24 protein-coding genes are annotated in these 20,818 nt (G+C 58.6%); 7 read left to right on the top strand and 17 right to left on the bottom strand.

The annotated features are described in order from the left end of the window. Positions 1 to 9: 9 nt before the first annotated feature. Positions 10 to 939: an L-threonylcarbamoyladenylate synthase gene (locus EK369_RS09160; RefSeq protein ID WP_127114061.1), complete on the top strand. Its 930-nt coding sequence runs from the start codon at positions 10 to 12 to the stop codon at positions 937 to 939. Positions 940 to 1,010: 71 nt separating this feature from the next. Here EK369_RS09160 and EK369_RS09155 read toward each other — a convergent pair whose 3' ends face one another. The 15 genes from EK369_RS09155 to EK369_RS09085 all read right to left on the bottom strand — a co-directional run bounded on the left by EK369_RS09155 (position 1,011) and on the right by EK369_RS09085 (position 13,958). After that, a complete protein-coding gene (locus tag EK369_RS09155) occupies positions 1,011 to 2,003 on the bottom strand; it encodes a D-cysteine desulfhydrase family protein (RefSeq protein ID WP_127113746.1) in 993 nt (330 codons plus the stop codon). A 41-nt stretch (positions 2,004 to 2,044) separates the two neighbouring features. Next, entirely contained in the window at positions 2,045 to 3,682 is a 1,638-nt protein-coding gene (locus EK369_RS09150; RefSeq protein ID WP_127113744.1) for an FAD-binding dehydrogenase, read from the bottom strand. A gap of 76 nt (positions 3,683 to 3,758) precedes the next feature. After that, positions 3,759 to 4,472, bottom strand: a complete 714-nt coding sequence (locus EK369_RS09145) for a ZIP family metal transporter (RefSeq protein WP_127113743.1) — start codon at positions 4,470 to 4,472, stop codon at positions 3,759 to 3,761. A 103-nt stretch (positions 4,473 to 4,575) separates the two neighbouring features. After that, entirely contained in the window at positions 4,576 to 5,076 is a 501-nt protein-coding gene (locus EK369_RS09140; RefSeq protein WP_306461210.1) for a sulfotransferase family protein, read from the bottom strand. Between the two features lie 242 nt (positions 5,077 to 5,318). Next, positions 5,319 to 6,098 carry a succinate dehydrogenase iron-sulfur subunit gene (locus EK369_RS09135; protein ID WP_127113739.1) on the bottom strand — a complete coding sequence of 260 codons (780 nt, stop codon included), beginning with the start codon at positions 6,096 to 6,098 and terminating at the stop codon, positions 5,319 to 5,321. 120 nt (positions 6,099 to 6,218) lie between these two features. Next, positions 6,219 to 7,088, bottom strand: a complete 870-nt coding sequence (locus tag EK369_RS09130) for a hypothetical protein (protein WP_235871377.1) — start codon at positions 7,086 to 7,088, stop codon at positions 6,219 to 6,221. Between the two features lie 37 nt (positions 7,089 to 7,125). After that, positions 7,126 to 7,677, bottom strand: coding sequence for a hypothetical protein (locus EK369_RS09125; protein ID WP_127113735.1), 552 nt, complete (start codon positions 7,675 to 7,677; stop codon positions 7,126 to 7,128). Continuing rightward, on the bottom strand, positions 7,677 to 9,482 hold the full coding sequence (gene sdhA / locus EK369_RS09120; protein ID WP_127113733.1) for a succinate dehydrogenase flavoprotein subunit: 1,806 nt from the start codon (positions 9,480 to 9,482) through the stop codon (positions 7,677 to 7,679). The genes EK369_RS09125 and sdhA overlap by 1 nt, the downstream gene beginning before the upstream one ends. 16 nt (positions 9,483 to 9,498) lie before the next feature. After that, positions 9,499 to 9,870, bottom strand: a complete 372-nt coding sequence (gene sdhD, locus EK369_RS09115) for a succinate dehydrogenase, hydrophobic membrane anchor protein (RefSeq protein ID WP_127113732.1) — start codon at positions 9,868 to 9,870, stop codon at positions 9,499 to 9,501. A 13-nt stretch (positions 9,871 to 9,883) separates the two neighbouring features. After that, on the bottom strand, positions 9,884 to 10,267 hold the full coding sequence (gene sdhC / locus EK369_RS09110) for a succinate dehydrogenase, cytochrome b556 subunit (RefSeq protein WP_127113730.1): 384 nt from the start codon (positions 10,265 to 10,267) through the stop codon (positions 9,884 to 9,886). 260 nt (positions 10,268 to 10,527) lie between these two features. Next, positions 10,528 to 11,274 carry a DUF4344 domain-containing metallopeptidase gene (locus EK369_RS09105; protein WP_127113728.1) on the bottom strand — a complete coding sequence of 249 codons (747 nt, stop codon included), beginning with the start codon at positions 11,272 to 11,274 and terminating at the stop codon, positions 10,528 to 10,530. A 7-nt stretch (positions 11,275 to 11,281) separates the two neighbouring features. Further along, complete coding sequence (locus EK369_RS09100; protein WP_127113726.1) at positions 11,282 to 12,313, bottom strand: MaoC family dehydratase; 1,032 nt, start codon at positions 12,311 to 12,313, stop codon at positions 11,282 to 11,284. Continuing rightward, positions 12,314 to 12,517, bottom strand: coding sequence for a DUF1737 domain-containing protein (locus tag EK369_RS09095; protein ID WP_127113724.1), 204 nt, complete (start codon positions 12,515 to 12,517; stop codon positions 12,314 to 12,316). Positions 12,518 to 12,521: 4 nt separating this feature from the next. Further along, positions 12,522 to 13,070 (bottom strand): NnrU family protein, encoded by a 549-nt coding sequence (locus EK369_RS09090; protein WP_127113722.1) that lies wholly within the window; start codon positions 13,068 to 13,070, stop codon positions 12,522 to 12,524. Positions 13,071 to 13,103: 33 nt separating this feature from the next. Beyond that, positions 13,104 to 13,958, bottom strand: coding sequence for an HpcH/HpaI aldolase/citrate lyase family protein (locus EK369_RS09085; RefSeq protein WP_127113720.1), 855 nt, complete (start codon positions 13,956 to 13,958; stop codon positions 13,104 to 13,106). A gap of 185 nt (positions 13,959 to 14,143) precedes the next feature. On the opposite strand from EK369_RS09085, the gene EK369_RS09080 reads away from it, so the two are divergent. Next, the gene (locus tag EK369_RS09080) at positions 14,144 to 14,455 is read left to right on the top strand and encodes a hypothetical protein (protein ID WP_127113718.1); all 312 of its coding nucleotides are present in this window, start codon (positions 14,144 to 14,146) and stop codon (positions 14,453 to 14,455) included. Between the two features lie 2 nt (positions 14,456 to 14,457). Here the strand turns inward: EK369_RS09080 and EK369_RS09075 are convergent, their stop codons facing one another. Both EK369_RS09075 and EK369_RS09070 read right to left on the bottom strand, forming a co-directional pair. Beyond that, positions 14,458 to 15,198, bottom strand: coding sequence for a sulfite exporter TauE/SafE family protein (locus EK369_RS09075; RefSeq protein ID WP_127113716.1), 741 nt, complete (start codon positions 15,196 to 15,198; stop codon positions 14,458 to 14,460). Between the two features lie 49 nt (positions 15,199 to 15,247). Then, positions 15,248 to 15,454, bottom strand: coding sequence for an SHOCT domain-containing protein (locus EK369_RS09070; protein WP_127113714.1), 207 nt, complete (start codon positions 15,452 to 15,454; stop codon positions 15,248 to 15,250). 208 nt (positions 15,455 to 15,662) lie between these two features. Here EK369_RS09070 and mdh point away from each other — a divergent pair, with 208 nt between their 5' ends. From mdh to sucD, 5 genes are all read left to right on the top strand, one after another. Next, the gene (gene mdh / locus EK369_RS09065) at positions 15,663 to 16,625 is read left to right on the top strand and encodes a malate dehydrogenase (RefSeq protein ID WP_127113712.1); all 963 of its coding nucleotides are present in this window, start codon (positions 15,663 to 15,665) and stop codon (positions 16,623 to 16,625) included. Continuing rightward, complete coding sequence (locus tag EK369_RS09060) at positions 16,626 to 17,510, top strand: putative nucleotide-diphospho-sugar transferase (RefSeq protein ID WP_127113710.1); 885 nt, start codon at positions 16,626 to 16,628, stop codon at positions 17,508 to 17,510. Positions 17,511 to 17,666: 156 nt separating this feature from the next. Beyond that, positions 17,667 to 18,860, top strand: a complete 1,194-nt coding sequence (gene sucC / locus EK369_RS09055) for an ADP-forming succinate--CoA ligase subunit beta (RefSeq protein WP_127113708.1) — start codon at positions 17,667 to 17,669, stop codon at positions 18,858 to 18,860. Then, positions 18,860 to 19,390: a hypothetical protein gene (locus EK369_RS09050; RefSeq protein WP_127113706.1), complete on the top strand. Its 531-nt coding sequence runs from the start codon at positions 18,860 to 18,862 to the stop codon at positions 19,388 to 19,390. The genes sucC and EK369_RS09050 overlap by 1 nt, the downstream gene beginning before the upstream one ends. A gap of 10 nt (positions 19,391 to 19,400) precedes the next feature. Next, complete coding sequence (gene sucD / locus EK369_RS09045) at positions 19,401 to 20,282, top strand: succinate--CoA ligase subunit alpha (protein ID WP_127113704.1); 882 nt, start codon at positions 19,401 to 19,403, stop codon at positions 20,280 to 20,282. Positions 20,283 to 20,818 lie beyond the last annotated feature (536 nt).

The raw sequence follows: 20,818 nt of genomic DNA, 5'->3' as shown, positions 1-20,818 counted from the left end.
AAGACACAAATGCTGACGCCGGATGCGACGGGCTATACGCGTGCCGCCGCCCTCTTGGGCGAGGGTCAGCTGGTCGCCTTCCCGACCGAAACCGTCTATGGGCTGGGCGGGGACGCGCGCAATGACATGGCCGTGGCCCGCATTTTCGAAGCCAAGGGCCGCCCGCGGTTCAATCCGCTGATTGTGCATGTACCGTCGGCCAAGGTTGCCCGGACTTACGTAGACTGGACGGATGAGGCGGATCGGTTGGCCAGCGCCTTTTGGCCTGGCCCAATGACCCTGGTCCTGCCATTGAAACCCGACAGCGACCTGTCACCGCTGGTCACCGCTGACCTGCCGACACTGGCTATCCGGGTGCCGGAACATCCGGTCGCGAAATCATTGTTAGAAGCCTTTGGCGGTCCGGTCGCCGCACCTTCGGCCAATCCTTCGGGAAAAATCAGCCCAACCAGCGCAGCGCATGTCAGCGCTGGCCTGTCTGGGCGCATTGCCGGCATTCTGGATGGCGGCACCTGTGGTGTCGGCCTTGAATCCACGATCCTCGGGCTCGTGGACGGGCCCACGCTGCTGCGCCCCGGCGGCTTGCCACAAGAGGCCGTCGAAGCAGCCCTTGGTGCGCCAATTGCCCACCACCAAAGCGGCGATCCTCTGACCGCGCCTGGTCAGATGACCTCGCACTATGCCCCCGGCGCGCCCATGCGGCTGAATGTTACCAAAATACGCGCAGGTGAAAGTCTGCTCGGTTTCGGCCCGGTCGAGGCCCGTTTGAACCTCTCACGCGCCGGAGACCTGACGGAGGCCGCTGCAAATCTCTTTGGCCACCTGCACGCCATGGATGCACTGAAACCCGAGGTCATTGCCGTCTCTCCGATTCCGGATCATGGGCTGGGTCGCGCAATAAATGACCGACTGCGCCGCGCAGCCGCGCCGCGCACCTAATCTTTCTTTTGCCAAAAACAAACTAGGGTGAATTGGCCTTTCGGAGCCGAAAGGGGCAAAGCCCCAAGTCATCAAAGCTGATCGCCATAACCAAACAACGCAGGCTGACCGCCCGTGTGCCAGAACAGAACGCGTTTACCCCGCAGACGTTCGGTCTCGGCCATCAAGGCCGCCATGACCTTGCCAGTGTAGACCGGGTCAAGAAACACTCCCTCGGTCTGCGCCGCGACACGAATCGCATCGCGCACTTGGGGATTGAGACGCCCATAGCCCGGCAAAAGGGCCTGATCATCGATGCGGGTGTCTGCAAAGCTCACTGGATTTTCCATCCCCAACAGGCCTGCCAGATCATCCAGCCGTTGCTGTACGCGGGCTGTCTGCGCGCCAGCCCCTCTGCGCACGCATACGCCTGTCACCGGCGTATCACAGCCCAGGGCCCGCAGGCCGAACAGTAGGCCGCAGAGGGACAAGGCTGACCCTGTTGCAATGAATATCTCGTCAAACACCCCCTGTTGGACCATCAACTCACCTGCCGCATCCACGTATCCCAGCGCCCCGGTTGGAGGCTGATCCGCAGCCAGAGGAACAATAAAAGGCACCTCTCCTCGCGCATGCAAGTCTTCGGCAATCCCTGCCAGCGCAGCATCCGCTCCCGCTTCGTCCTCGCCTTCGGGGTAGGCGTGAAGAGTTGCGCCCAGAAGGTGATCCAACAAGACGTTTCCGTTGGTTCTGTAGAGCGCAGAGACATCCGGCACGCGTTCTTCCAACTGTATGTGGCAGCCGATACCCAACCGCGCCGCCATCGCGGCAGCAACGCGCACAAAGTTTGATTGCACCGCTCCGGTGATCAGCACTTGCGTCGCGCCCAGCGCCTGTGCCCTGCCCAGATAAAACTCCAACTGGCGCACTTTGTTGCCACCAAAGCCGACTCCGGTGCAATCGTCACGCTTGACCCACAGGTCGCACCCCAGACGTCGGCCGAGGTTATTCATGGGTTCCAGGGGTGTGGGCAGGTGTCCCATGCGCACCCGAGGAAACCCCGCCAGTAAGTCCAAAACGCTCATGAGCCGATTGCGCCCGTGATTGCTGACAAAGTCAATCCGGCTTAGACGCTACGCCCGGTTGCGCGGCCCGAGAAGATGCAACCGCCAAGGAAGGTACCCTCGAGTGCGTTGTAGCCGTGATAGCCGCCGCCTCCGAAACCTGCGACCTCGCCAGCGGCAAACAACCCATCAAACGCCGTGCCATCGGGGCGCAAAACCTGGCCGTTGATATCCGTGTGCAACCCGCCAAGCGATTTACGCGTCAGGATCGACAGTTTCACACCAATCAGCGGACCACAGGACGGGTCCAGAATGCGGTGCGGCTTGGCCGTGCGGATCAGCCGGTCACCGCGATAGGCACGCGCGCCGCGAATGGCTGTGATTTGTGCGTCCTTGGCAAAGGGATTGGTGATCTGGGCATCGCGTGCTTCGATCTGTTCGCGGATTTTGACCACATCCAGCGGCACGTCTGTCAGTTCATTCATTCCCGCGACCAGCGACGTCAGATCGTCCGCGACAACAAAGTCTGCGCCATGTTCCTTGAACGCTTCGACCGGTGCGGGCGCGCCCTTGCCCATGATCCTTGCCTTGAGCACGGATGACCACTTGCCCGAGGTCAGATCCGGGTTCTGCTCGGAACCAGACAACGCAAATTCTTTCTCGATGATCTTTTGGGTCAGGATGAACCAGCTGTGTTCGTGTCCCGTCGACAGAATGCGTTTAAGCGTGCCCAGCGAGTCAAAGCCCGGCAGGAATGGCGCCTCCATCCGTTCTCCCAAAGCGTCGAACCACATAGAAGACGGCCCGGGCAGAATGCGGATGCCATGATTGGGCCAGATCGGATCCCAGTTGTGCAGCCCCTCGGTGTAATGCCACATGCGGTCGCCATTGATGATGCCCGCGCCAGCGCCTTCGGCAACGCGCTGCATCTGGCCGTCAACATAGTCGGGCACGCCTGCCACCATGTGTTTGGGTGCAGGGCCAAGGCGATCTTCTGGCCAGTAACTGCGCACCATGTCATGGTCGCCACCGATCCCGCCGGTGGTGATGATCACGGCAGGCGCGCGGTGTTCAAAGTCGCCCACCACCTCACGGTTGGTCGAGCGTCCCCGATCTGCACTGTCATTGGCCAGAACTTCGCCCGCGACCCCCACAACGGCCCCGTTTTCCACAATCAGGTTGGTCACGCGATGGCGAAAGCCCAGTTCGATCCTGCCCCGATCCACCGCCTGACGCACCAGCCGCTCGAACGGGGCGACGACGCCGGGGCCGGTGCCCCATGTGATATGAAACCGCGGCGCCGAATTGCCATGCCCATGGGCCTGTTCCCCCCCGCGTTCGGCCCAGCCGACCACCGGAAACCAGCGAAACCCGCGTTCCGCCAACCAAGGGCGCATCTCGCCCGCCGCAAAATCCACATAGGCTTCTGCCACCTTGCGTGGGTTTTCGTCTTCGAGCCGGTCGAACTGGGCAGAGCCCATCCAGTCCTTGAGCGCCAGATCGCGGCTGTCGCGAATGCCCATACGCCGCTGTTCGGGCGTATCGACCATGAACAACCCACCCAGCGACCAGAACGCCTGTCCGCCCATGGTCTGCTCGCCTTCCTGATCCAGCAACAAGACCCGGCGCCCGCGTTCGGCAGCCTCGGCCGCCGCCACCAGCCCGGCCAATCCTGACCCAACAACAATCACATCCGCCATACCGAGCCCTCCGTTTCACGAAAAGGCTAGCCAGCCGAATGTGATTTACCAAGTCCAACCTTGCGTCATGCAGGCGCTATCCGGTCGCCAGATGCCCGGCAAGGCCAAGCATGAAACCAGCAACAGCCCCCAGGGGCGGGCTCCAATGGTGTTTCACAGCCACCTGCGGGGCGACATCCTGAAACAGCAGGTAGAGAATTCCGCCCGACGCAAACATCATGATCGCCCCGAGCACACCCGGCAAATGGCCGAGAACCAAAAGCCCTACTGCTGCGGCAGCGGGCCCCAATAAAGCCATGCACAGGAAGAGCAAAATCAAGCTGCGCCCCGAGGCACCGTTCTCGCGCATTTCACGAAACGCGTTGAAGCCTTCGGGCAGGTTCTGCAAAGCGATCAGTGCCGCCACCAGCACCGCCACGGCCCTGTCTACCGCAAGCAGTGCGCCCAGGGCCATCGCTTCGGGTAGATAGTCCAGCAACATGGCCATGAATTGTGAGGCATGACTGCCACGTAGGGCCAGCATCCGGTCAACGAGCATAAAGACCACGCCGCCAAGGCCAAAGGCCAGAACCGCCCAAACTGGAGGCAACCGTTCGGCCCCTTCGGGCACGAGGACCAAAGCAATTGCCGAGATCAATGCACCGCCACCGAATGCGGTAACAAAGTGGTTGAGGCTCTGGTCCCGCTCCGCGGACAACCCGCGTTCGAACCAGGTGCAGGCCGCGCCAAGAGGGATCGACAGCCCCGCCAGAGTAGCCAGGATCATCGCATCAACTAGAGTGTCAATCATGAGGCCCTCGCAAGCTACAGTTGGCCCAATTTCCCCACTAGAGTGCTATTTGGTCAAGGACTCTTTTGACCATTCTATCGGGCTTCAAGTTGACACGCAGCACCTAGGCTGAAGTTGCCGCCCAATAGTTGCGGGTTGCCCCTGTATCAAAGTCAAATCCGAAAGTGTCGATGTCACTGGCATACCAATCGGCCACGATCTGGATGGTCGACGGCGTGTAGTAGCTTTGCCAATTGGACTTGGCGCCTGTTGTGACATTGCGGCGAGCAATCGGTTGGTCCAATCCAAAGTAAGCCGGAACATCGTGATCCATTTCTTCTTGGCGAAGAACATCTGCCGCAATTGCACCCGATTCATCAGTTACATAGTCAACTTGAGGGTACCAGCCGCGGATTGCCCTATGCCAAAAATATGGCCGACCTCCGTCGACATGGCGGTTTTCGAGGAAGGCTTCGAAGCTGTCGGGTGGCGTACCCGCCCATGGGCTGCCCTTTTCGGCCGCCATTTTTGCAAACCGGAAACGAGACACTGTGCGCGCCCAGGGATTGCGGACGATCGCGACGGGTTGAAGACGCGCGCGGACATCGGTTTTGATGTCGCGCAAACGCGCATGTTGCAACCCATGGTGCTGACCATGCTCTTCCATGACCTGGCGCACTGTTTGGACATACTCTCGCGATACCTGAAACGCTGGGTCTGCACCAACAAGCCGCCAGCGAAGACTGGGAGCCTTGCGTATCGCCGTCCCCGCGTTCTTTGGAATGTGGATAAACATCCAGCGTGCGAGACCCAGCCTATATGCGATCTGTGCTTGAAGCTGGCGGGAGTTGATCCCCCCCTTACCTCTCATATGCTGCGCTCGACCATCATCTTCTTGATCTCTGCGATGGCTTTCGCAGGGTTCAGACCCTTGGGGCAGGTCTTGGCGCAGTTCATGATGGTGTGACAGCGATACAGCTTGAAGGGGTCTTCGATATTGTCGAGACGCTCGCCCGTGGCTTCATCGCGGCTGTCGATGATCCAACGATAAGCGTGCAGCAGAGCTGCCGGGCCGAGGTAGCGGTCGCCGTTCCACCAGTAACTCGGGCAGGATGTCGAACAGCTGGCGCACATGACGCATTCATAAAGACCATCCAGCTTCTTGCGGTCCTCAATCGACTGCTTCCACTCTTTCGCGGGGCGGTTGGTCTTGGTTTCCAGCCACGGCATGATGCTGGCGTGCTGGGCGTAGAAGTGAGTGAGGTCGGGGATCAGGTCCTTGACCACCGGCATGTGCGGCAGCGGATAGATCTTCACGTCACCTTTGACCTCGTCCAGACCATAGATACAGGCCAGCGTGTTGATCCCGTCGATGTTCATGGCGCAGGAGCCACAGATGCCCTCGCGGCAGGACCGACGGAAGGTCAGGGTCGGATCAATCTCGTTCTTGATCTTGATCAGCGCGTCCAGAACCATCGGGCCGCACTTGTCCATGTCGAGAAAATAGGTGTCGACCGAAGGGTTTTTACCGTCATCCGGGTTCCAGCGATAGATCTGGAACTTGCGCACGTTTGTGGCGCCTTCGGGCTTCGGCCAAGTCTTACCGGTGGTAATCTTGGAATTCTTCGGAAGGGCAAATTCAACCATTGATCAGTCTCCTTGCAATCCCGCCTGCCGTATCAAGCAAGGCGGTAGCCCGCGTTTCGCGGATATGTTCCAGGTGCCCGCAAAGCTGCGTGGCGGTGTTTGTCATTTTCCCGGAAAAGGTCATGTCAGGACCTCACGCGGGAACATAGAATTGGCTGCGATGCGGCCAAGAATCTCTCGGTCTTTTGGAAACATGCGTTCCAATACATTGGTCAGGGCGCGATCCTGTGCCGAAAGCGTCAGCAGGGCCTGGTACTCGCGATCCTCGGCCATTTGCTTCCAGCGTTGGTCGGTTTCCAGCTCAGAGGCATCGTTGGCCGTCTTTTGAAAGGAGGACCCACCGCCATAGGCCTGCACAACCCCGAGGCTGGTGTCGCGTTGCGGCAATCCCAACTGCACCAGCAATTCGGCACGGTGCTGCTCCTCGGCAGTCCAGCGGTCGTAACAGATTGCAACGTCCTTGGGGCCACGGTTGCCTTCGATGAATTCAAGGAGCCGGCGATAGGTGTCAACCGCGCGCATCAAGACCCCGGCACGTCGCGCCACGGTATATGTTTGGTTCAGCTGCAACTTGCGCGTCAGCGAGGCGATCCAATTCAGGAAACTGCGATAGATCAGGACATTGCGGTCAATCAGAGCAATGTTGAACGGCCCCGACACCGGCTTTTCCTCGTCCGCCTCATCCGGAAGGTGATCTTCGTATGAAAACAAGAACAAAGCGCCGTCACCAGCTTTTGCACCGGTCGTGGCCATGTCGGCCCTCGCGGCATTTGTTGACACGCGTGTGGTATTCACCTCAACCGAAGCAAAGCTTGTCAACGGATCGCGTTTGCGGGTGCAGTTGTTTAAGAACACTGCATTTCCGTTGATCGCATTCCGTTGCAGCCACGAAGAAATCGCGTGATTTCCCGACCGCCGCATACCGAACAGTCGAAGCGTCGCGCCCGGCACAATGCCCAGTCGCTGCCATTCCGGTTGGGATGAGGACATCACGTTCATGCACGTGCCCCATAAGCATTATGCAATCTCAGTTCCGGCAATAGCCATCTCCGCTGTGCATGACACCACCACCGCCATTACAGCTCAGGTAGATCTCACCAGTGCGCTTGGGACCACCCGCAGAAGCCATGCAGGCCTTGTACTGGTTGTTCGCAGCCGCAAAGCCGATCCCCCCACCCAAAAGCGCCCCTGCAACGGCGTATTCACCAGCAGTGGCCGCGGCAGCCCCGGCACCCAGGACTACACCGACGGCAATCTTTGTATTGCGCGTACGGCGGCATTTCTTGGCGGCTGTCTTGTCCTGAACAACCGCGTCGGTCCATGGAACCCCGTCAGCACCATACTGGACCTGATAAAGATCGTTCAGGCAGTCATTCACGCTGCTTGCACCTTGGTCAGTGCCGCCGCTGCCCACAACAACAGAAGGCACGGCGCTAAACGTGGACATTGCATAGCTACCCGGCGCACGGGTCTTGGAAATGCATGTCTGAACGTTCCGCATTCTTGCGTCTTCAGTTGCGAAAGCTTCGCCGGAAATCCCGGCAAAGCATGTGATAATAGCGACGAGCAGCCAGCGCATTAGAAGGTCCTTGCTTTAGGGGCGATCCTCTTCAGGCTAATTCCACCTTCGGCTTCTGTCGAGAGCGGGTCTACAATCACTGGACGATAGCTGAGATCGACCTTGTTACCGTCGACATGAGCCACGGTATGCACGCGCCATTTCTTGTCGTCACGCTCCGAGTAATCCTCGTGTGCGTGCGCACCGCGCGATTCTTTCCGCGCTTCGGCGCCGACGATGGTAGCCATCGCGTTCGGCATCAGGTTGGTCAGCTCCAGCGTCTCCATCAGGTCCGAGTTCCAGACCAGCGAGGTGTCGGTGACATGCAGATCGTCCAGTTTGGCGGCGATGGCAGTCATCTTGTCGACACCCTCTTTCAGAGTCTTGTCGGTGCGGAACACGGCGGCGTCAGCCTGCATGGTACGTTGCATTTCCAGACGCAGTTCTGCGGTAGGGGTGCCGCCCTTGGCGTTGCGCAGACCATCAAAGCGATCAAACGCTTTGTCCACAGAGGCTGTGTTCAGAACCGGGTTCGCGGCATCTGCGTCTACAACCTTACCTGCGCGGATCGCGGCGGCGCGGCCAAAGACCACAAGGTCGATCAGCGAGTTCGAACCCAGACGGTTCGCGCCGTGTACCGAAGCACAGCCCGCTTCACCCACGGCCATCAAACCGGGCACGATGGCGGTCGGATCATCCTTGGTCGGGTTCAGAACCTCACCCCAATAGTTTGTCGGGATACCGCCCATGTTGTAGTGCACGGTCGGCAGAACCGGGATCGGCTCTTTGGTGACGTCGACGCCTGCAAAGATCTTGGCGCTTTCCGAGATGCCCGGCAGGCGTTCGGCCAGCGCTTCGGCGGGCAGGTGGTTCAGGTTCAGGTGGATGTGGTCGCCATTTTCGCCCACACCGCGGCCTTCGCGGATTTCCATGGTCATCGAGCGCGAGACATAGTCACGTGGTGCCAGGTCTTTGTACTGGGGCGCGTAACGCTCCATGAAACGTTCGCCTTCGGAGTTGGTGAGGTACCCACCTTCGCCCCGTGCACCTTCGGTGATCAGACAGCCCGACCCGTAGATGCCGGTCGGGTGGAACTGAACAAATTCCATGTCCTGCAACGCGAGGCCCGCACGGGCCACCATACCGCCACCGTCGCCGGTGCAGGTGTGGGCCGAAGTGGCCGAGAAGTAGGCACGGCCATAACCGCCGGTTGCCAATACAACCATCTTGGCATTGAAGACGTGCATCGTGCCGTCGTCCAGCTTCCAGCAGACAACACCAGTGCAGACACCGTCGTCGCTCATGATCAGGTCGATGGCAAAGTATTCGACGTAGAACTCGGCGTTGTTTTTCAGCGATTGACCATAAAGCGTATGCAGGATCGCGTGACCGGTCCGGTCAGCAGCAGCACAGGTCCGCTGCACGGCGGGACCTTCGCCAAATTCGGTGGTGTGACCACCAAACGGGCGCTGATAGATCTTGCCTTCTTCGGTGCGCGAGAAGGGCACACCGTAGTGCTCCAGTTCATAAACCGCCTTGGGCGCTTCGCGGGCGAGATACTCCATCGCATCCGTGTCACCCAGCCAGTCCGAGCCCTTGACGGTGTCGTACATGTGCCACTGCCAGTGGTCAGGACCCATGTTCGACAGCGACGCGGCGATGCCGCCCTGTGCGGCAACCGTGTGGCTCCGGGTCGGAAAAACCTTGGTCACACAGGCGGTGCGCAGGCCTTGCTCTGCCATACCCAGCGTTGCGCGCAGGCCAGCGCCACCGGCGCCAACCACGACCACGTCATATTCGTGTGTTTCGTATTCGTAAGCAGCCATTGATCAAGCTCCGGTCTTATAGGGCGATACGCGCCAGGGCGAACAGCCCGGTGGCGGCAACGGCATAGGCGATGCAGGTAAAGATGATGATGTAGAACTTTTTCTGAAGCCCTCGGGTATAGTCCTCGATCACCACCTGGATGCCATGACGGAAATGGATCATCGCCACGGTGATGGTCATGCCCGCAATGATCGCAGGGAACGGACGCTGATAATAGGCGATCACCTCTTCATAGGTGCCACCCAGCGCGGACCCAAAGGTCAGGATGAACAGCGGCACCAGGATCGCGAGACCCACGGCGCTGATGGTCTGGCCCCAGAAATGCTCGGTGCCGGTGCGCGAAGAGCCACGGAATTCGGCGCGTTTACGGTCGGTCAGGAATGCCATGTTGCGTACCCCCTCAGAGAACCAGTGCGACGAGAACGGCCAGGACCACGGAACCGATCACAACGGCCCACCCCAGTTTCTCGGCAAATTCGATTTCAAAGCCACGCCCCGTGTCCCAATACAGGTGACGCAGTCCTGACAAGAAGTGATAGCAGACCGCCCAGAGCGCGGCGAACATCACCAGATCGCCAAACCAGGACGTGATCACGCCGTTGACAAAAGCGTAGTACTCCGGCCCGGCAGAGGCTGCGAGGAACCACCAAACAACCAGCATCGCCGCACCCAAAAGCGCGACTCCGGTGATACGTGCAAAAATGGACGACACCGAGGTCATCTGTGGACGGTAGACTTGCAAATGTGGTGAAAGCGGACGGTTGCCTCGGTTCACATCGGCCATGTTGAATCCTTTCGGTTACCCTTGGGTCCTTTACTACCCATTTTTACGCCTGTGTCACTGTTATGGCAGCGCTAAAGGCGCGGTTTTTTGGCGCAATTTTCCAATTTCTGAACAATATGTGATCACAGCTATTTTTTCGTGATCACATATTCAAAGGCTAGTGTTTTTATCAGAATTCAGATTCCTTTTGCGTCGCTTGAGTCGAACTTAGCGACATTGTTCGGCGAGGCAAACGCCATCTTGTAGCTTTCACGGCGATGTCACGGCATTATCTCGACCAGGTAATCCGCAAATTCGGTGCACATGACAATTTCTCGCCGGGCGGGGTCATAGAATGCGTTTGCCTGGCCACAAGGCACAACTGAGACTGTGAGCTTTTCGGGCAGCCGGAATTCTTCGTTTATGGCGTCAACTTCGGCTGCGACCACTTCCATGGTAAACGCCCCACCTTCTGTCTCCGTTTCGACCTGACCAAATCCAAGGCTACGCCCCCCGGCGGGGCTATGAATTTCGTCCAGCACCGCGCCCCAGCTGGCATTGGCCTGATCGTATTCATCAGGACAATACTCGGCACGCTCTTGGGGCAGTCCCAAATCCTCGGCAACATCGTCCCGCTCTTGCGGGTTGGCGCCGTAGAACACGCAGATCAGGTTGTAGTAACGCTGCAGGTCCGGCCCGTGCACATCCCAATAGGCGATCTCATACCCTTGCTGTGCCTCACCCAGAAACCCAAACGCCGTGTCATAGGCCAGCCCGACTGCAGCCTCCTCTTCCCAAAACGCATCCAACAGGAACACCGACAAAACGTCCGCCGCATCCTCTTCCTGACCAAAGATCGGCAGGCCCAGAATGTCGATCAGCGCGTGGCCAAGCTCGTGATAGAAAATACCCAGAAGATTGCTTTCGACATATCGATGCACGTCATCCGATGCGCTAAACCGAAAATCGGCCCGCACGGGGCCGATCAACGATAGCATCAAGGCAATGCTGAGTATCAGGCGCGTCATGCCCCCATTAGAGCGGCATCAACGCCCAGTAATCAAGGTCGAGCAGCACATCAGGCAGGTATTTCCCGTCCTCGCCGCGCAATGCAAACGGCTCACCACCGCGCGTTGCCACCAACCGCAGACGGATCGCACCGACGCCGGGCACGTTCGTCTCGGCCTTGTCCAGCACCTCGGACCACGCCTTGACCGTCAGACCCGAGAAAGCCGGGTTGGCATGCGCCCCGCCGTTCAGACCCACGATCATCTGCGCGTTGGCCAGACCGTTGAACGACAGCGTCCGCGCGAGTGATATGATGTGCCCGCCATAGATCAATCGCTGACCATCCGGACGGAAGGTGGCGTCAAAGTGCACCTTGGCCGTGTTCTGCCAAAGCCTCGTGGCCATCATGTGTTCAGCTTCTTCCAGCGTCACACCGTCGACGTGGTCAATGGTTTCGCCAATCTCGTAATCGCCCCAGCGATGCGGCTCGCCAGCCAGCGTGAAATCGTAGTTCGAGAAGTCCAGGCCTTCGGGGATCACTAGATCCTTGGCTGCGATCACTTTGCTCAGCACGGGCACCACGGTTTCCGGCGCAGGTGCATCCACGTCGCGTTTCCGCACCATCACCCAGCGCACATATTCCATCACGACCTCGTCGTTCTGGTTCATGCCACGGGTGCGCACATAGACCACGCCGGTCTTGCCGTTCGAGTTCTGCTTGAGGCCAATCACCTCCGACGTCGAGCGCAGCGTGTCGCCCTCATAGACCGGCTTCAGCCAGCGCCCCTCGGCATAACCGAGGTTCGCCACCGCGTTCAGCGACACATCCGGAACGGTTTTACCAAAGACCACGTGGAACGCTGCCAGATCGTCGATCGGCGATTTTGGCAGGCCACAGCCTTGCGCAAAGGCGTCCGACGAATAGAGGGCATGGCGCGCCGGATAGAGCGCGTGATACAGCGCCCGCTCGCCACCCGAAACGGTGCGCGGCACCGCGTGCTCGATCACTTGCCCCAGCGTGTAGTCTTCGAAAAACCGACCCGGATTGGTCTTGGCCATCTAGTGCTCTCCTAGTTTTGTGTCGGGGGTATAGGTGCCCTCGACCTCCTTGATGACTGCCTGGCCACAGCGCATGACGCCCGTGGCCTGACAGAATGTCTGGGTTGGGGAACCATACAGCTCCCACCCCTTGTTCAGCGCATCGGTCACCTTGTGACAAAAGGCAGAAGTGTCTTCTTCGCTAAGAAATCTGTACAGTTTCATGCGCTTACACCGGGTATGGCCACGGGCCGACCCAATAGTGGATGTAGCCGATGATCGCCATCAGGACGAGCGAGGCCACCAGGAACATGCCGTCCTTGGCATAGGCACCCGGTGCTGGTCGTTCCAATTCAGGTTCCGCCTTGTTGATCATGGAAATCTGGATTGGCACCCATGCAAGCAACCCACCAAACAGGATGAGTGACGCGACATCGCCATTCACCAGAATGTGCCCTAACGTCCAGATCGCGAAACCGGTCATCATCGGATGGCGCATACCGTTCAGGATACGGCCCTTTTGCGGTGCCGGGCTCATCATGAAGATGGCGATCAACACCAAAAGATTGTTGATGTGGATCATCCACGACGGCGCGACCCACAGGTCGATCACCTCGGCCTGACGATAACCGATCACCATCAGGACAATGCTGATGACCAGTGCAATCGCCACAATCCCTTTGCCGCGATCCCCCATCTTGGCGCGCGCGTCCGGCATCAGACGTTTGAAGAAATGGGCAAAAGCCCAGAGCAGTACCCCAAGAACCAATAGCAACATGTGTCTCTCCCCTTGTTGGTCTTGGGTTTACACTTAGCCTTCCAACGCAGCGATTGCATCCGCTTTTGCAAGGATCTCTTTGGCGGTGACTACGTGCAGGTTCTCGACGATCTTGCCGTCCACAACTGCAACACCTTGCCCTGTGGCCTCGGTCTCTTCGAAAGCCACGATCTGGCGGCGGGCCAGGTCGATCTCCTCTTCGGTCGGGGCAAAAGCGGCATTGGCCACATCTACCTGCGCCGGGTGGATCAGGGTTTTGCCGTCCATCCCCAGATCGCGACCCTGTTCGCATTCTGCCTGCAAACCCTCGGCATCCTTGAAGGCATTGTATACGCCGTCCACGATCACCAGACCTTCGGCCTTGGCCGCCAAAAGGCAGAGACTGAGCGAAGTCATCATCGGCAAACGATCTGCACGGAACCGGCATTGCAGTTCCTTGGCAAGGTCATTGGTGCCCATCACGAATCCGCTCATAAGCGGATGCGAGGCTATCTCGGCCGCATTCATAATGCCGCGCGGCGTTTCCATCATCGCCCAGATCGGCAGATCGCCAGTGATCTCAGCCAACAGATCCACCTGTGCATAGCTTTCGACCTTGGGCAAAAGCACCGCGTCGCAATCCATGTCCTTCACCGCTTTGGCGTCATCACGGCCCCATTCGGTGATCAGCCCGTTGATCCGCACGATCTTCATCCGGTTGCCATAACCGCCCTCAGCCAACGCCTTGGCAAGTGTCTTGCGCGCCTCTTCCTTGGCATCCGGGGCAACCGCATCTTCGAGGTCAAAGATGATCGCATCCACCGGCAAAGACCGCGCCTTGTCCAGTGCGCGTTCTTTCGAGCCGGGAATATAAAGTACCGAACGATAGGGACGTGCGCGCTGATCCATGAGTCTCTCCGAAATAAAGTTGCGCGGAAAAGGCCATTTTTTAGCGATAAGTTCAAGACAGAAAATGCCGCAGCGCAGAAGAACTGCTCGCGAACGCTGCGTTAACCTCGTTTTCGCTGCTTTCCGGGCAGGCTTTTGGTCATCCGGGCAAAGGCAGGGTGCCCCCATTGAGAAAGGGCAAGACAATGAAACAGAAACTCATCAAAGCGACCATGGGACTGGGCCTTATGGTCTTGGCCGCCGATCAGCTGACCGCACAACAGGGCAACTGCGCACCGCGCGACGTGGTTTTGCAACGTCTGGCCGAGGGCTATGGCGAAACACGTCAGGCGATTGGCCTTGGCGCAAACAACGCGGTGGTCGAAGTGTTTGCCAGCACAGAGGGCAGTTGGACGATCACGGTGACATTGCCCAACGGCGTGACGTGCCTTGTGGCATCGGGGCAGGCGTATGAAACACTGGCCGAGGCTTTGCCTGCCAAGGGTGAAGATGCCTGATACTAGACTAACGCATCCCAGATCAGCTTGGCCCCGGTGAGGGTCAGCATCACATAGGTGACCCCAAAGAACAGGCGCTCCGGAATGATACGGTGCGCCCATACGCCCAAAAACGTGCCCCCGACGGCAAAAGGCGCAAGCCAAAGACCGGCCAAAAGTGTCTCGGCTGTAAAGACCCCCAAGAAACCATAAGGCACGGCCTTGGCCACATTCAGCGCCCAAAAAACCAATACTGTCGTTGATTGATACGTGGTCTTGTCCAACCCTCGGGCCAACAAATAGACCGCTGCTGACGGCCCTCCCGCATGGCTGACAAAACTGGTGAACCCGCTGACCAGGCCCGCAACTCCTCCCAACCAACCGGGTTCAATGTGTCGTGATGGGGTATAGGGCGCCAATCGCCATAAGACGAATGTCAGCGCAACCGCTCCGATCAACAGACGCAACACGTCATCATTGGCGACTGTGAATAGGACCGCGCCCAGCACCACGCCGGGCAATCCGCCAAGGATCAAGAGTCGCGCGTCCGGCCAACTCCATCGCCGCCAAAAACTTGGCAGCGCCGTAACGTCGATCAACATCAAGAGCGGCAGCATGATGCCCAAGGCCGCAGCCGGAGGCATCACCAACGCCAGCAGTGCCGAGCTGGCAAATGCCGCTCCCGACCCGAATCCACCTTTTGAGACGCCGGCAAACAATGTGGCAAGTGCTGCAAGTGCGAAAAGCCAGATCGAATCAATCATGGCGGCAAACACCAATTCTCGAACTCAGCACAAACTGAAAAGGGGACCGTTACTGGCCCTTCAGGATCTTCTTACGCTGATCGTTGTATTCTTTTTCGGTCAGAAGCCCCTTGGCATAGGCGACTTCAAGCGCTTCCAATTGCTCGCCGACAGACACGGCTTGGACGTTGTTGGTGGTGTTGCCGCCATTGCCGCATGCCGAAAGCGTCATGCCCGCCAAAAGCACCACCACCAGAATTTTTGCCGAAGACTTCATCGTGGACCATCCCTGAAAATCGTTGTTCGTCCTGATGTTAATCAGGCCTCGGCGTGGCGACAAGAGGCTTTCAGATGTGGCATTTGCGGCAAATACTGTGCAGTAATCGCCCTCCTGCAACTCTTCGCCGCGCCTGCAAACACTTGCGTCAGCGGCGATTCCGCCCTAAGCCGACGTCGAAAATTCAACCGGACCGGAGATTAATCCCATGGCCAGACCCAAGATTGCCCTTATCGGCGCAGGCAACATCGGCGGCACCCTTGCCCACCTCGCAGCTATCAAAGAACTGGGCGACGTTGTTCTGTTCGACATCGCTGATGGCCTGCCCCAGGGCAAAGCGCTCGACATCGCAGAATCCGGCCCCGTCGAAAAAATCGATGCCGCCATGTCCGGCTCTTCCGACTACTCGGCTATCGCGGGCGCGGACGTCTGCATCGTGACCGCCGGTGTGGCACGCAAACCCGGCATGAGCCGTGATGACCTGCTGGGCATCAACCTCAAGGTCATGAAATCGGTTGGCGAAGGCATCCGTGACAACGCACCGGACGCATTCGTAATCTGCATCACCAACCCGCTCGACGCGATGGTCTGGGCGCTGCAGAAGTTCTCGGGCCTGCCCACCAACAAGGTCTGCGGCATGGCTGGTGTTCTGGACTCCGCACGCTTCCGCCACTTCCTCGCCGAAGAATTCAACGTGTCCATGCGCGACGTCACCGCATTCGTTCTGGGCGGCCACGGCGACACCATGGTGCCTTCGGTTCGCTATTCGACCGTTGCCGGTATCCCGCTGCCCGACCTGATCGAGATGGGCTGGACCACGCAAGAGAAACTGGACGCCATGGTTCAGCGCACCCGTGATGGTGGCGCCGAGATCGTTGGTCTGCTGAAAACCGGTTCGGCCTTCTACGCGCCTGCCGCCTCGGCGATTGAAATGGCTGAAGCCTACCTGAAAGACCAAAAGCGCGTTCTGCCCTGCGCCGCTTACTGTGACGGCGACCTGGGCGTGAAGGACATGTATGTCGGCGTGCCCACCGTCATCGGCGCCGGCGGCATCGAAAAAATCGTCAACATCAAGCTGAACAAAGACGAGCAAGACGGTTTCAACACCTCCGTCAAAGCCGTTCAGGGCCTGATGGAAGCCTGCAAAGGTATCGACGGTTCGCTCGCATAAATGACACACGGCTTCATCTTTGCCGTGACAGGGCCAGACTATACCGGTCTGGCCCGCCAAGCCGCCGCCACCGTGGCGCAGCACAACCCCGACATTCCGATTGACCTTTATACCGATCAGCCCTGCGATGATCCGGTATTCGCCAAGGTACACCAGCTTTCAACCAGCGGCCCCCGCCCCCGGTTCGAAGCTCTCCTGCGCTCGCGGTTTGACCGGACACTCTATCTCGACGCCGATCTTTTCGTGATTGCCCCCCTGGATGATGTGTTCGACGTGCTCAAGCACTTTGACATCGCGGCCATCCACGACCAGCGCGGCAATATGGGCACGCACACCCTCGCGCTGCACAGCAAACCGATCCCGGCCGCCTTTCCGCAATACAATGGCGGCGTGATTGGACTGCGCAGATCCGATGCGACCCGCGCTTTCCTGACCCAATGGCAATCCGAATTCGAAGCCTCGGAGTCCGGCATTGATCAGCCAATCCTGCGCGAACTGTTGTTCGACAGTGACCTGCGCATTGCCACCCTGCCCGTTCAGTACAATGTCATCGACCCCGACCTGATTCGGTCGTTTGACAGCCGCACACCGGCACCGCGCATCCTGCATTCCTCGCTCTTGCGCGCAGGCTACAAAAAATCCACATCCAGGGCCCAAACACCCCAAGAGCTGTATGGCGCGCCCTTCATGGCATTTATCCAAGCCTGGCAAGAAGCCGACGGGACCCTGCAAAACCGTCCCCACCCGGCGCCGGTGCCATCGTTTGCCGACACGCATCCCAGCCAAAAGGTGCATCCGGAAAACGACTTTGCCATGCGCTACCGCAAAAATACCCGCTTGCGCCGGTGGTGGTCTGGATTGAAAGTACCTTTCATAGACAGTTGATTCATAGATTCTTTCGAATGTTTGCGCTTTTGTGATCACAGCTGCAAATCGTGTGATCACAAATTACGAAAATTTCATCAGAATCACAAAAACCTCTTAGAACACGGGTTTTTTGCCCGTATATCCGTTTCAATCGTAGCAAGATGGGACAGTTCCATGAACATCCATGAATACCAGGCGAAGGCTTTGCTTCGCTCCTACGGTGCCCCCGTTTCCGAAGGACGCCCCGTCCTGAAGGCCGAGGACGCCAAAACCGCAGCCGGTGAACTTGATGGGCCACTTTGGGTCGTCAAGGCACAGATCCACGCAGGTGGACGCGGCAAGGGCTCGTTCAAAGAGGCCGACGCTGGCGAAAAAGGCGGCGTGCGCCTGACGAAATCGGTGGAAGAAGCCGCCGAAGAAGCCAAGAAGATGCTGGGCCGCACCCTTGTGACCCACCAGACCGGCCCCGCGGGCAAACAGGTCAACCGCATCTATATCGAGGCCGGCTCCGGCATCGAACGCGAACTTTACCTCGCCCTGCTGGTCGACCGTCAGACATCACGCGTGTCTTTCGTCTGCTCGACCGAAGGCGGCATGGACATCGAAGAAGTTGCCGCGGCAACGCCTGAAAAGATCCTGTCGTTCAGCGTTGATCCGGCCACCGGCTATCAGGCCTACCACGGCCGCCGCATCGCCTTTTCGCTGGGTCTGACCGGCGCGCAGGTCAAACAGTGCGTCAAACTGATGGGTCAGCTTTACCAGGCCTTCATGGAAAAAGACATGGAGATGCTGGAAATCAACCCTCTGATCGTTGCGGATGACGGCAACCTCAAGGTTCTCGACGCCAAGGTCAGCTTTGACGGCAACGCCATGTACCGCCACGCGGACATCGCCGAGCTGCGCGACGAGACAGAAGAAGACAGCAAAGAGCTGGAAGCGTCCAAGTACGACCTGAACTACATCGCGCTGGACGGCGAGATTGGCTGCATGGTCAACGGCGCGGGTCTGGCGATGGCCACCATGGACATCATCAAACTCTACGGTGCCGAGCCTGCCAACTTCCTCGACGTGGGCGGCGGTGCGACCAAAGAGAAGGTGACCGAAGCGTTCAAGATCATCACCTCGGACCCCAACGTCAAAGGCATCCTCGTGAACATCTTCGGCGGCATCATGCGCTGTGACGTCATCGCCGAAGGCGTTGTCGCCGCGGTGAAAGAAGTCGGCCTGCAGGTTCCGCTGGTTGTCCGTCTCGAAGGCACCAACGTGGAAGCCGGCAAAGACATCATCAACAACTCCGACGTTGATGTGATCGCTGCCGACAACCTCAGCGACGGCGCCGAAAAGATCGTGAAAGCGGTGAAAGGCTGATGAACGCACTCCAAAGACCATATCTTGGATTTGTCTTTGCAATCAGCCTCGGTTTGGCGGCTTTGACGTCAAGCGAGGCGCATGCAGGCAAGAAGAAAGATCGAAAGCTAATGCAAGCCGCAGCGGTGGATATCGTTAACGTTTGCTCAGCTATTGTGGTGTCGAGAGACTCTCTGGATTCCGCCGTCTCTGGCAAAGATTTCGAGATCGCTAAGACCTCTAAAATCGGTCAGGCCTCTTTCAAAAAGGTTTACCGCAAAACCTACGGCAACGGAATGTTCAAAACCATCTCTGAAGTTGCTGTGGGCTCCAAAGGCGAATGCGTTACGAAAGTGACGAACAACTACGAGTCTGAAGCACTTTGGGGTGCGGTAGATTCTGGTCTGCTGAACATAGGTTATCAAAACAAAGACAAACCGATTGTGGCAAGTGGCATGTACATTGGCAGCTACAAGAAAGGCAGCAGAATCCTTGTCGCCATCGGGCGTTCCGGCCAGTCACAGTCAACAACAATCATTACGCGAAAATAGGAGAGGCCTAATGGCAATCCTCGTAGACGAAAACACCAAGGTCATCTGTCAGGGCTTCACCGGCTCGCAGGGCACCTTTCACTCTGAACAAGCCATCGCATATGGCACCAAGATGGTCGGCGGCGTGACGCCGGGCAAAGGCGGTATGGACCACCTCGGCCTGCCGGTCTTTAACTCGGTGCACGAAGCCAAGGCCAAGACCGAAGCCAACGCTTCCGTCATCTATGTCCCCCCGCCCTTCGCGGCAGACTCGATCCTCGAGGCCATCGACGCCGAGATGGAATTGATCGTCTGCATCACCGAAGGCATTCCGGTGCTGGACATGATGAAGGTGCAGCGCGCCCTTGAAGGCTCGGCAAGCCGCCTGATCGGCCCCAACTGCCCCGGTGTCATTACCCCTGACGCCTGCAAAATCGGCATCATGCCCGGCCACATCCACAAACGTGGCTCGGTCGGTGTTGTGTCGCGTTCGGGCACTCTGACCTATGAGGCCGTGAAGCAGACCGCTGACATCGGCCTCGGCCAGTCGACCGCCGTCGGCATCGGTGGTGACCCCATCAAGGGCACCGAGCATATCGACATCCTCGATATGTTCCTTGACGACGACGAAACCCAATCGATCATCATGATCGGTGAGATCGGTGGTTCCGCAGAAGAAGAAGCCGCCGAATTCCTCGCCAACGAGCGCAAGAAAGGCCGCTGGAAACCGACCGCTGGCTTTATCGCAGGCCGCACGGCACCTCCGGGCCGCCGCATGGGCCACGCCGGTGCCATCGTTGCCGGTGGTAAAGGCGGTGCAGAAGACAAGATCGAAGCCATGAAAGAGGCCGGTATCGTTGTCGCCGACAGCCCCGCGGGTCTGGGCGAAGCCGTGCTGAAAGCAATCGGCTAACCAATGACGGACCGTCCGGCATATGCACATAGGGTAGCGCCCGTCCCGACGGGGGGGGTGCAAAGCGCCCGCCCGTCACGCCAGAGGCGTGCCACTAACCTGCGGCGCACCTTTGGTGCGACGTGGGGCGGGACGGGCGCTGCCCGGCGTTGCCGCCGGGCGGTTCTCTCTACCTTTGTGCTGATCGCTACAACGGTTCAATCTTATGCGGTCGCCCAGACTGCGTCAGATGGGCTTGTTTGCGTAACCTCCGAAATTTCAAATGCGGAAAGGCGTGAGTTTTTCGCTACGGTAAGCTGGAGAGCCGATTCTAAGGCAGTGCCTACGGCGCTAGAAAGTGCGTTTTTTCTGGGAAACGTAGATGGTGACTCACCAGAGACTTGGACAGCTACTTACAATTGGGCCAAGGAACTTTCCGCATCGGGAACCAATCCTGATTTTGCCTTTTCTTGGGACAATTCAACCGTCCTATTCGGGCGCAACTCTGCCAACCAAGAATACTGCATACTGGTTTCGGACGTTAGCTTACTCGATGA

The organism is Shimia sediminis, from assembly GCF_003990645.1.
Lineage (GTDB): Bacteria > Pseudomonadota > Alphaproteobacteria > Rhodobacterales > Rhodobacteraceae > Shimia > Shimia sediminis.
Note: the sequence above shows the minus strand (reverse complement) of the source record. Positions and strands in the feature narration are given on the sequence as shown.

Bases quoted from the DNA above. Each gene is read 5' to 3' on its own strand.
- sdhC (WP_127113730.1), bottom strand. From the start codon at position 10,267: ATGGCCGATGTGAACCGAGGCAACCGTCCGCTTTCACCACATTTGCAA.
- EK369_RS09125 (WP_127113735.1), bottom strand. From the start codon at position 7,677: ATGCGCTGGCTGCTCGTCGCTATTATCACATGCTTTGCCGGGATTTCC.
- EK369_RS09135 (WP_127113739.1), bottom strand. From the start codon at position 6,098: ATGGTTGAATTTGCCCTTCCGAAGAATTCCAAGATTACCACCGGTAAG.
- EK369_RS09070 (WP_127113714.1), bottom strand. From the start codon at position 15,454: ATGAAGTCTTCGGCAAAAATTCTGGTGGTGGTGCTTTTGGCGGGCATG.
- mdh (WP_127113712.1), top strand. From the start codon at position 15,663: ATGGCCAGACCCAAGATTGCCCTTATCGGCGCAGGCAACATCGGCGGC.
- EK369_RS09155 (WP_127113746.1), bottom strand. From the start codon at position 2,003: ATGAGCGTTTTGGACTTACTGGCGGGGTTTCCTCGGGTGCGCATGGGA.
- sucD (WP_127113704.1), top strand. From the start codon at position 19,401: ATGGCAATCCTCGTAGACGAAAACACCAAGGTCATCTGTCAGGGCTTC.
- EK369_RS09105 (WP_127113728.1), bottom strand. From the start codon at position 11,274: ATGACGCGCCTGATACTCAGCATTGCCTTGATGCTATCGTTGATCGGC.
- EK369_RS09160 (WP_127114061.1), top strand. From the start codon at position 10: ATGCTGACGCCGGATGCGACGGGCTATACGCGTGCCGCCGCCCTCTTG.
- EK369_RS09060 (WP_127113710.1), top strand. From the start codon at position 16,626: ATGACACACGGCTTCATCTTTGCCGTGACAGGGCCAGACTATACCGGT.
- sdhA (WP_127113733.1), bottom strand. From the start codon at position 9,482: ATGGCTGCTTACGAATACGAAACACACGAATATGACGTGGTCGTGGTT.
- EK369_RS09075 (WP_127113716.1), bottom strand. From the start codon at position 15,198: ATGATTGATTCGATCTGGCTTTTCGCACTTGCAGCACTTGCCACATTG.
- EK369_RS09050 (WP_127113706.1), top strand. From the start codon at position 18,860: ATGAACGCACTCCAAAGACCATATCTTGGATTTGTCTTTGCAATCAGC.
- sucC (WP_127113708.1), top strand. From the start codon at position 17,667: ATGAACATCCATGAATACCAGGCGAAGGCTTTGCTTCGCTCCTACGGT.
- EK369_RS09100 (WP_127113726.1), bottom strand. From the start codon at position 12,313: ATGGCCAAGACCAATCCGGGTCGGTTTTTCGAAGACTACACGCTGGGG.
- EK369_RS09095 (WP_127113724.1), bottom strand. From the start codon at position 12,517: ATGAAACTGTACAGATTTCTTAGCGAAGAAGACACTTCTGCCTTTTGT.
- EK369_RS09130 (WP_235871377.1), bottom strand. From the start codon at position 7,088: ATGTCCTCATCCCAACCGGAATGGCAGCGACTGGGCATTGTGCCGGGC.
- EK369_RS09080 (WP_127113718.1), top strand. From the start codon at position 14,144: ATGAAACAGAAACTCATCAAAGCGACCATGGGACTGGGCCTTATGGTC.
- EK369_RS09150 (WP_127113744.1), bottom strand. From the start codon at position 3,682: ATGGCGGATGTGATTGTTGTTGGGTCAGGATTGGCCGGGCTGGTGGCG.
- EK369_RS09085 (WP_127113720.1), bottom strand. From the start codon at position 13,958: ATGGATCAGCGCGCACGTCCCTATCGTTCGGTACTTTATATTCCCGGC.
- EK369_RS09145 (WP_127113743.1), bottom strand. From the start codon at position 4,472: ATGATTGACACTCTAGTTGATGCGATGATCCTGGCTACTCTGGCGGGG.
- sdhD (WP_127113732.1), bottom strand. From the start codon at position 9,870: ATGGCATTCCTGACCGACCGTAAACGCGCCGAATTCCGTGGCTCTTCG.
- EK369_RS09090 (WP_127113722.1), bottom strand. From the start codon at position 13,070: ATGTTGCTATTGGTTCTTGGGGTACTGCTCTGGGCTTTTGCCCATTTC.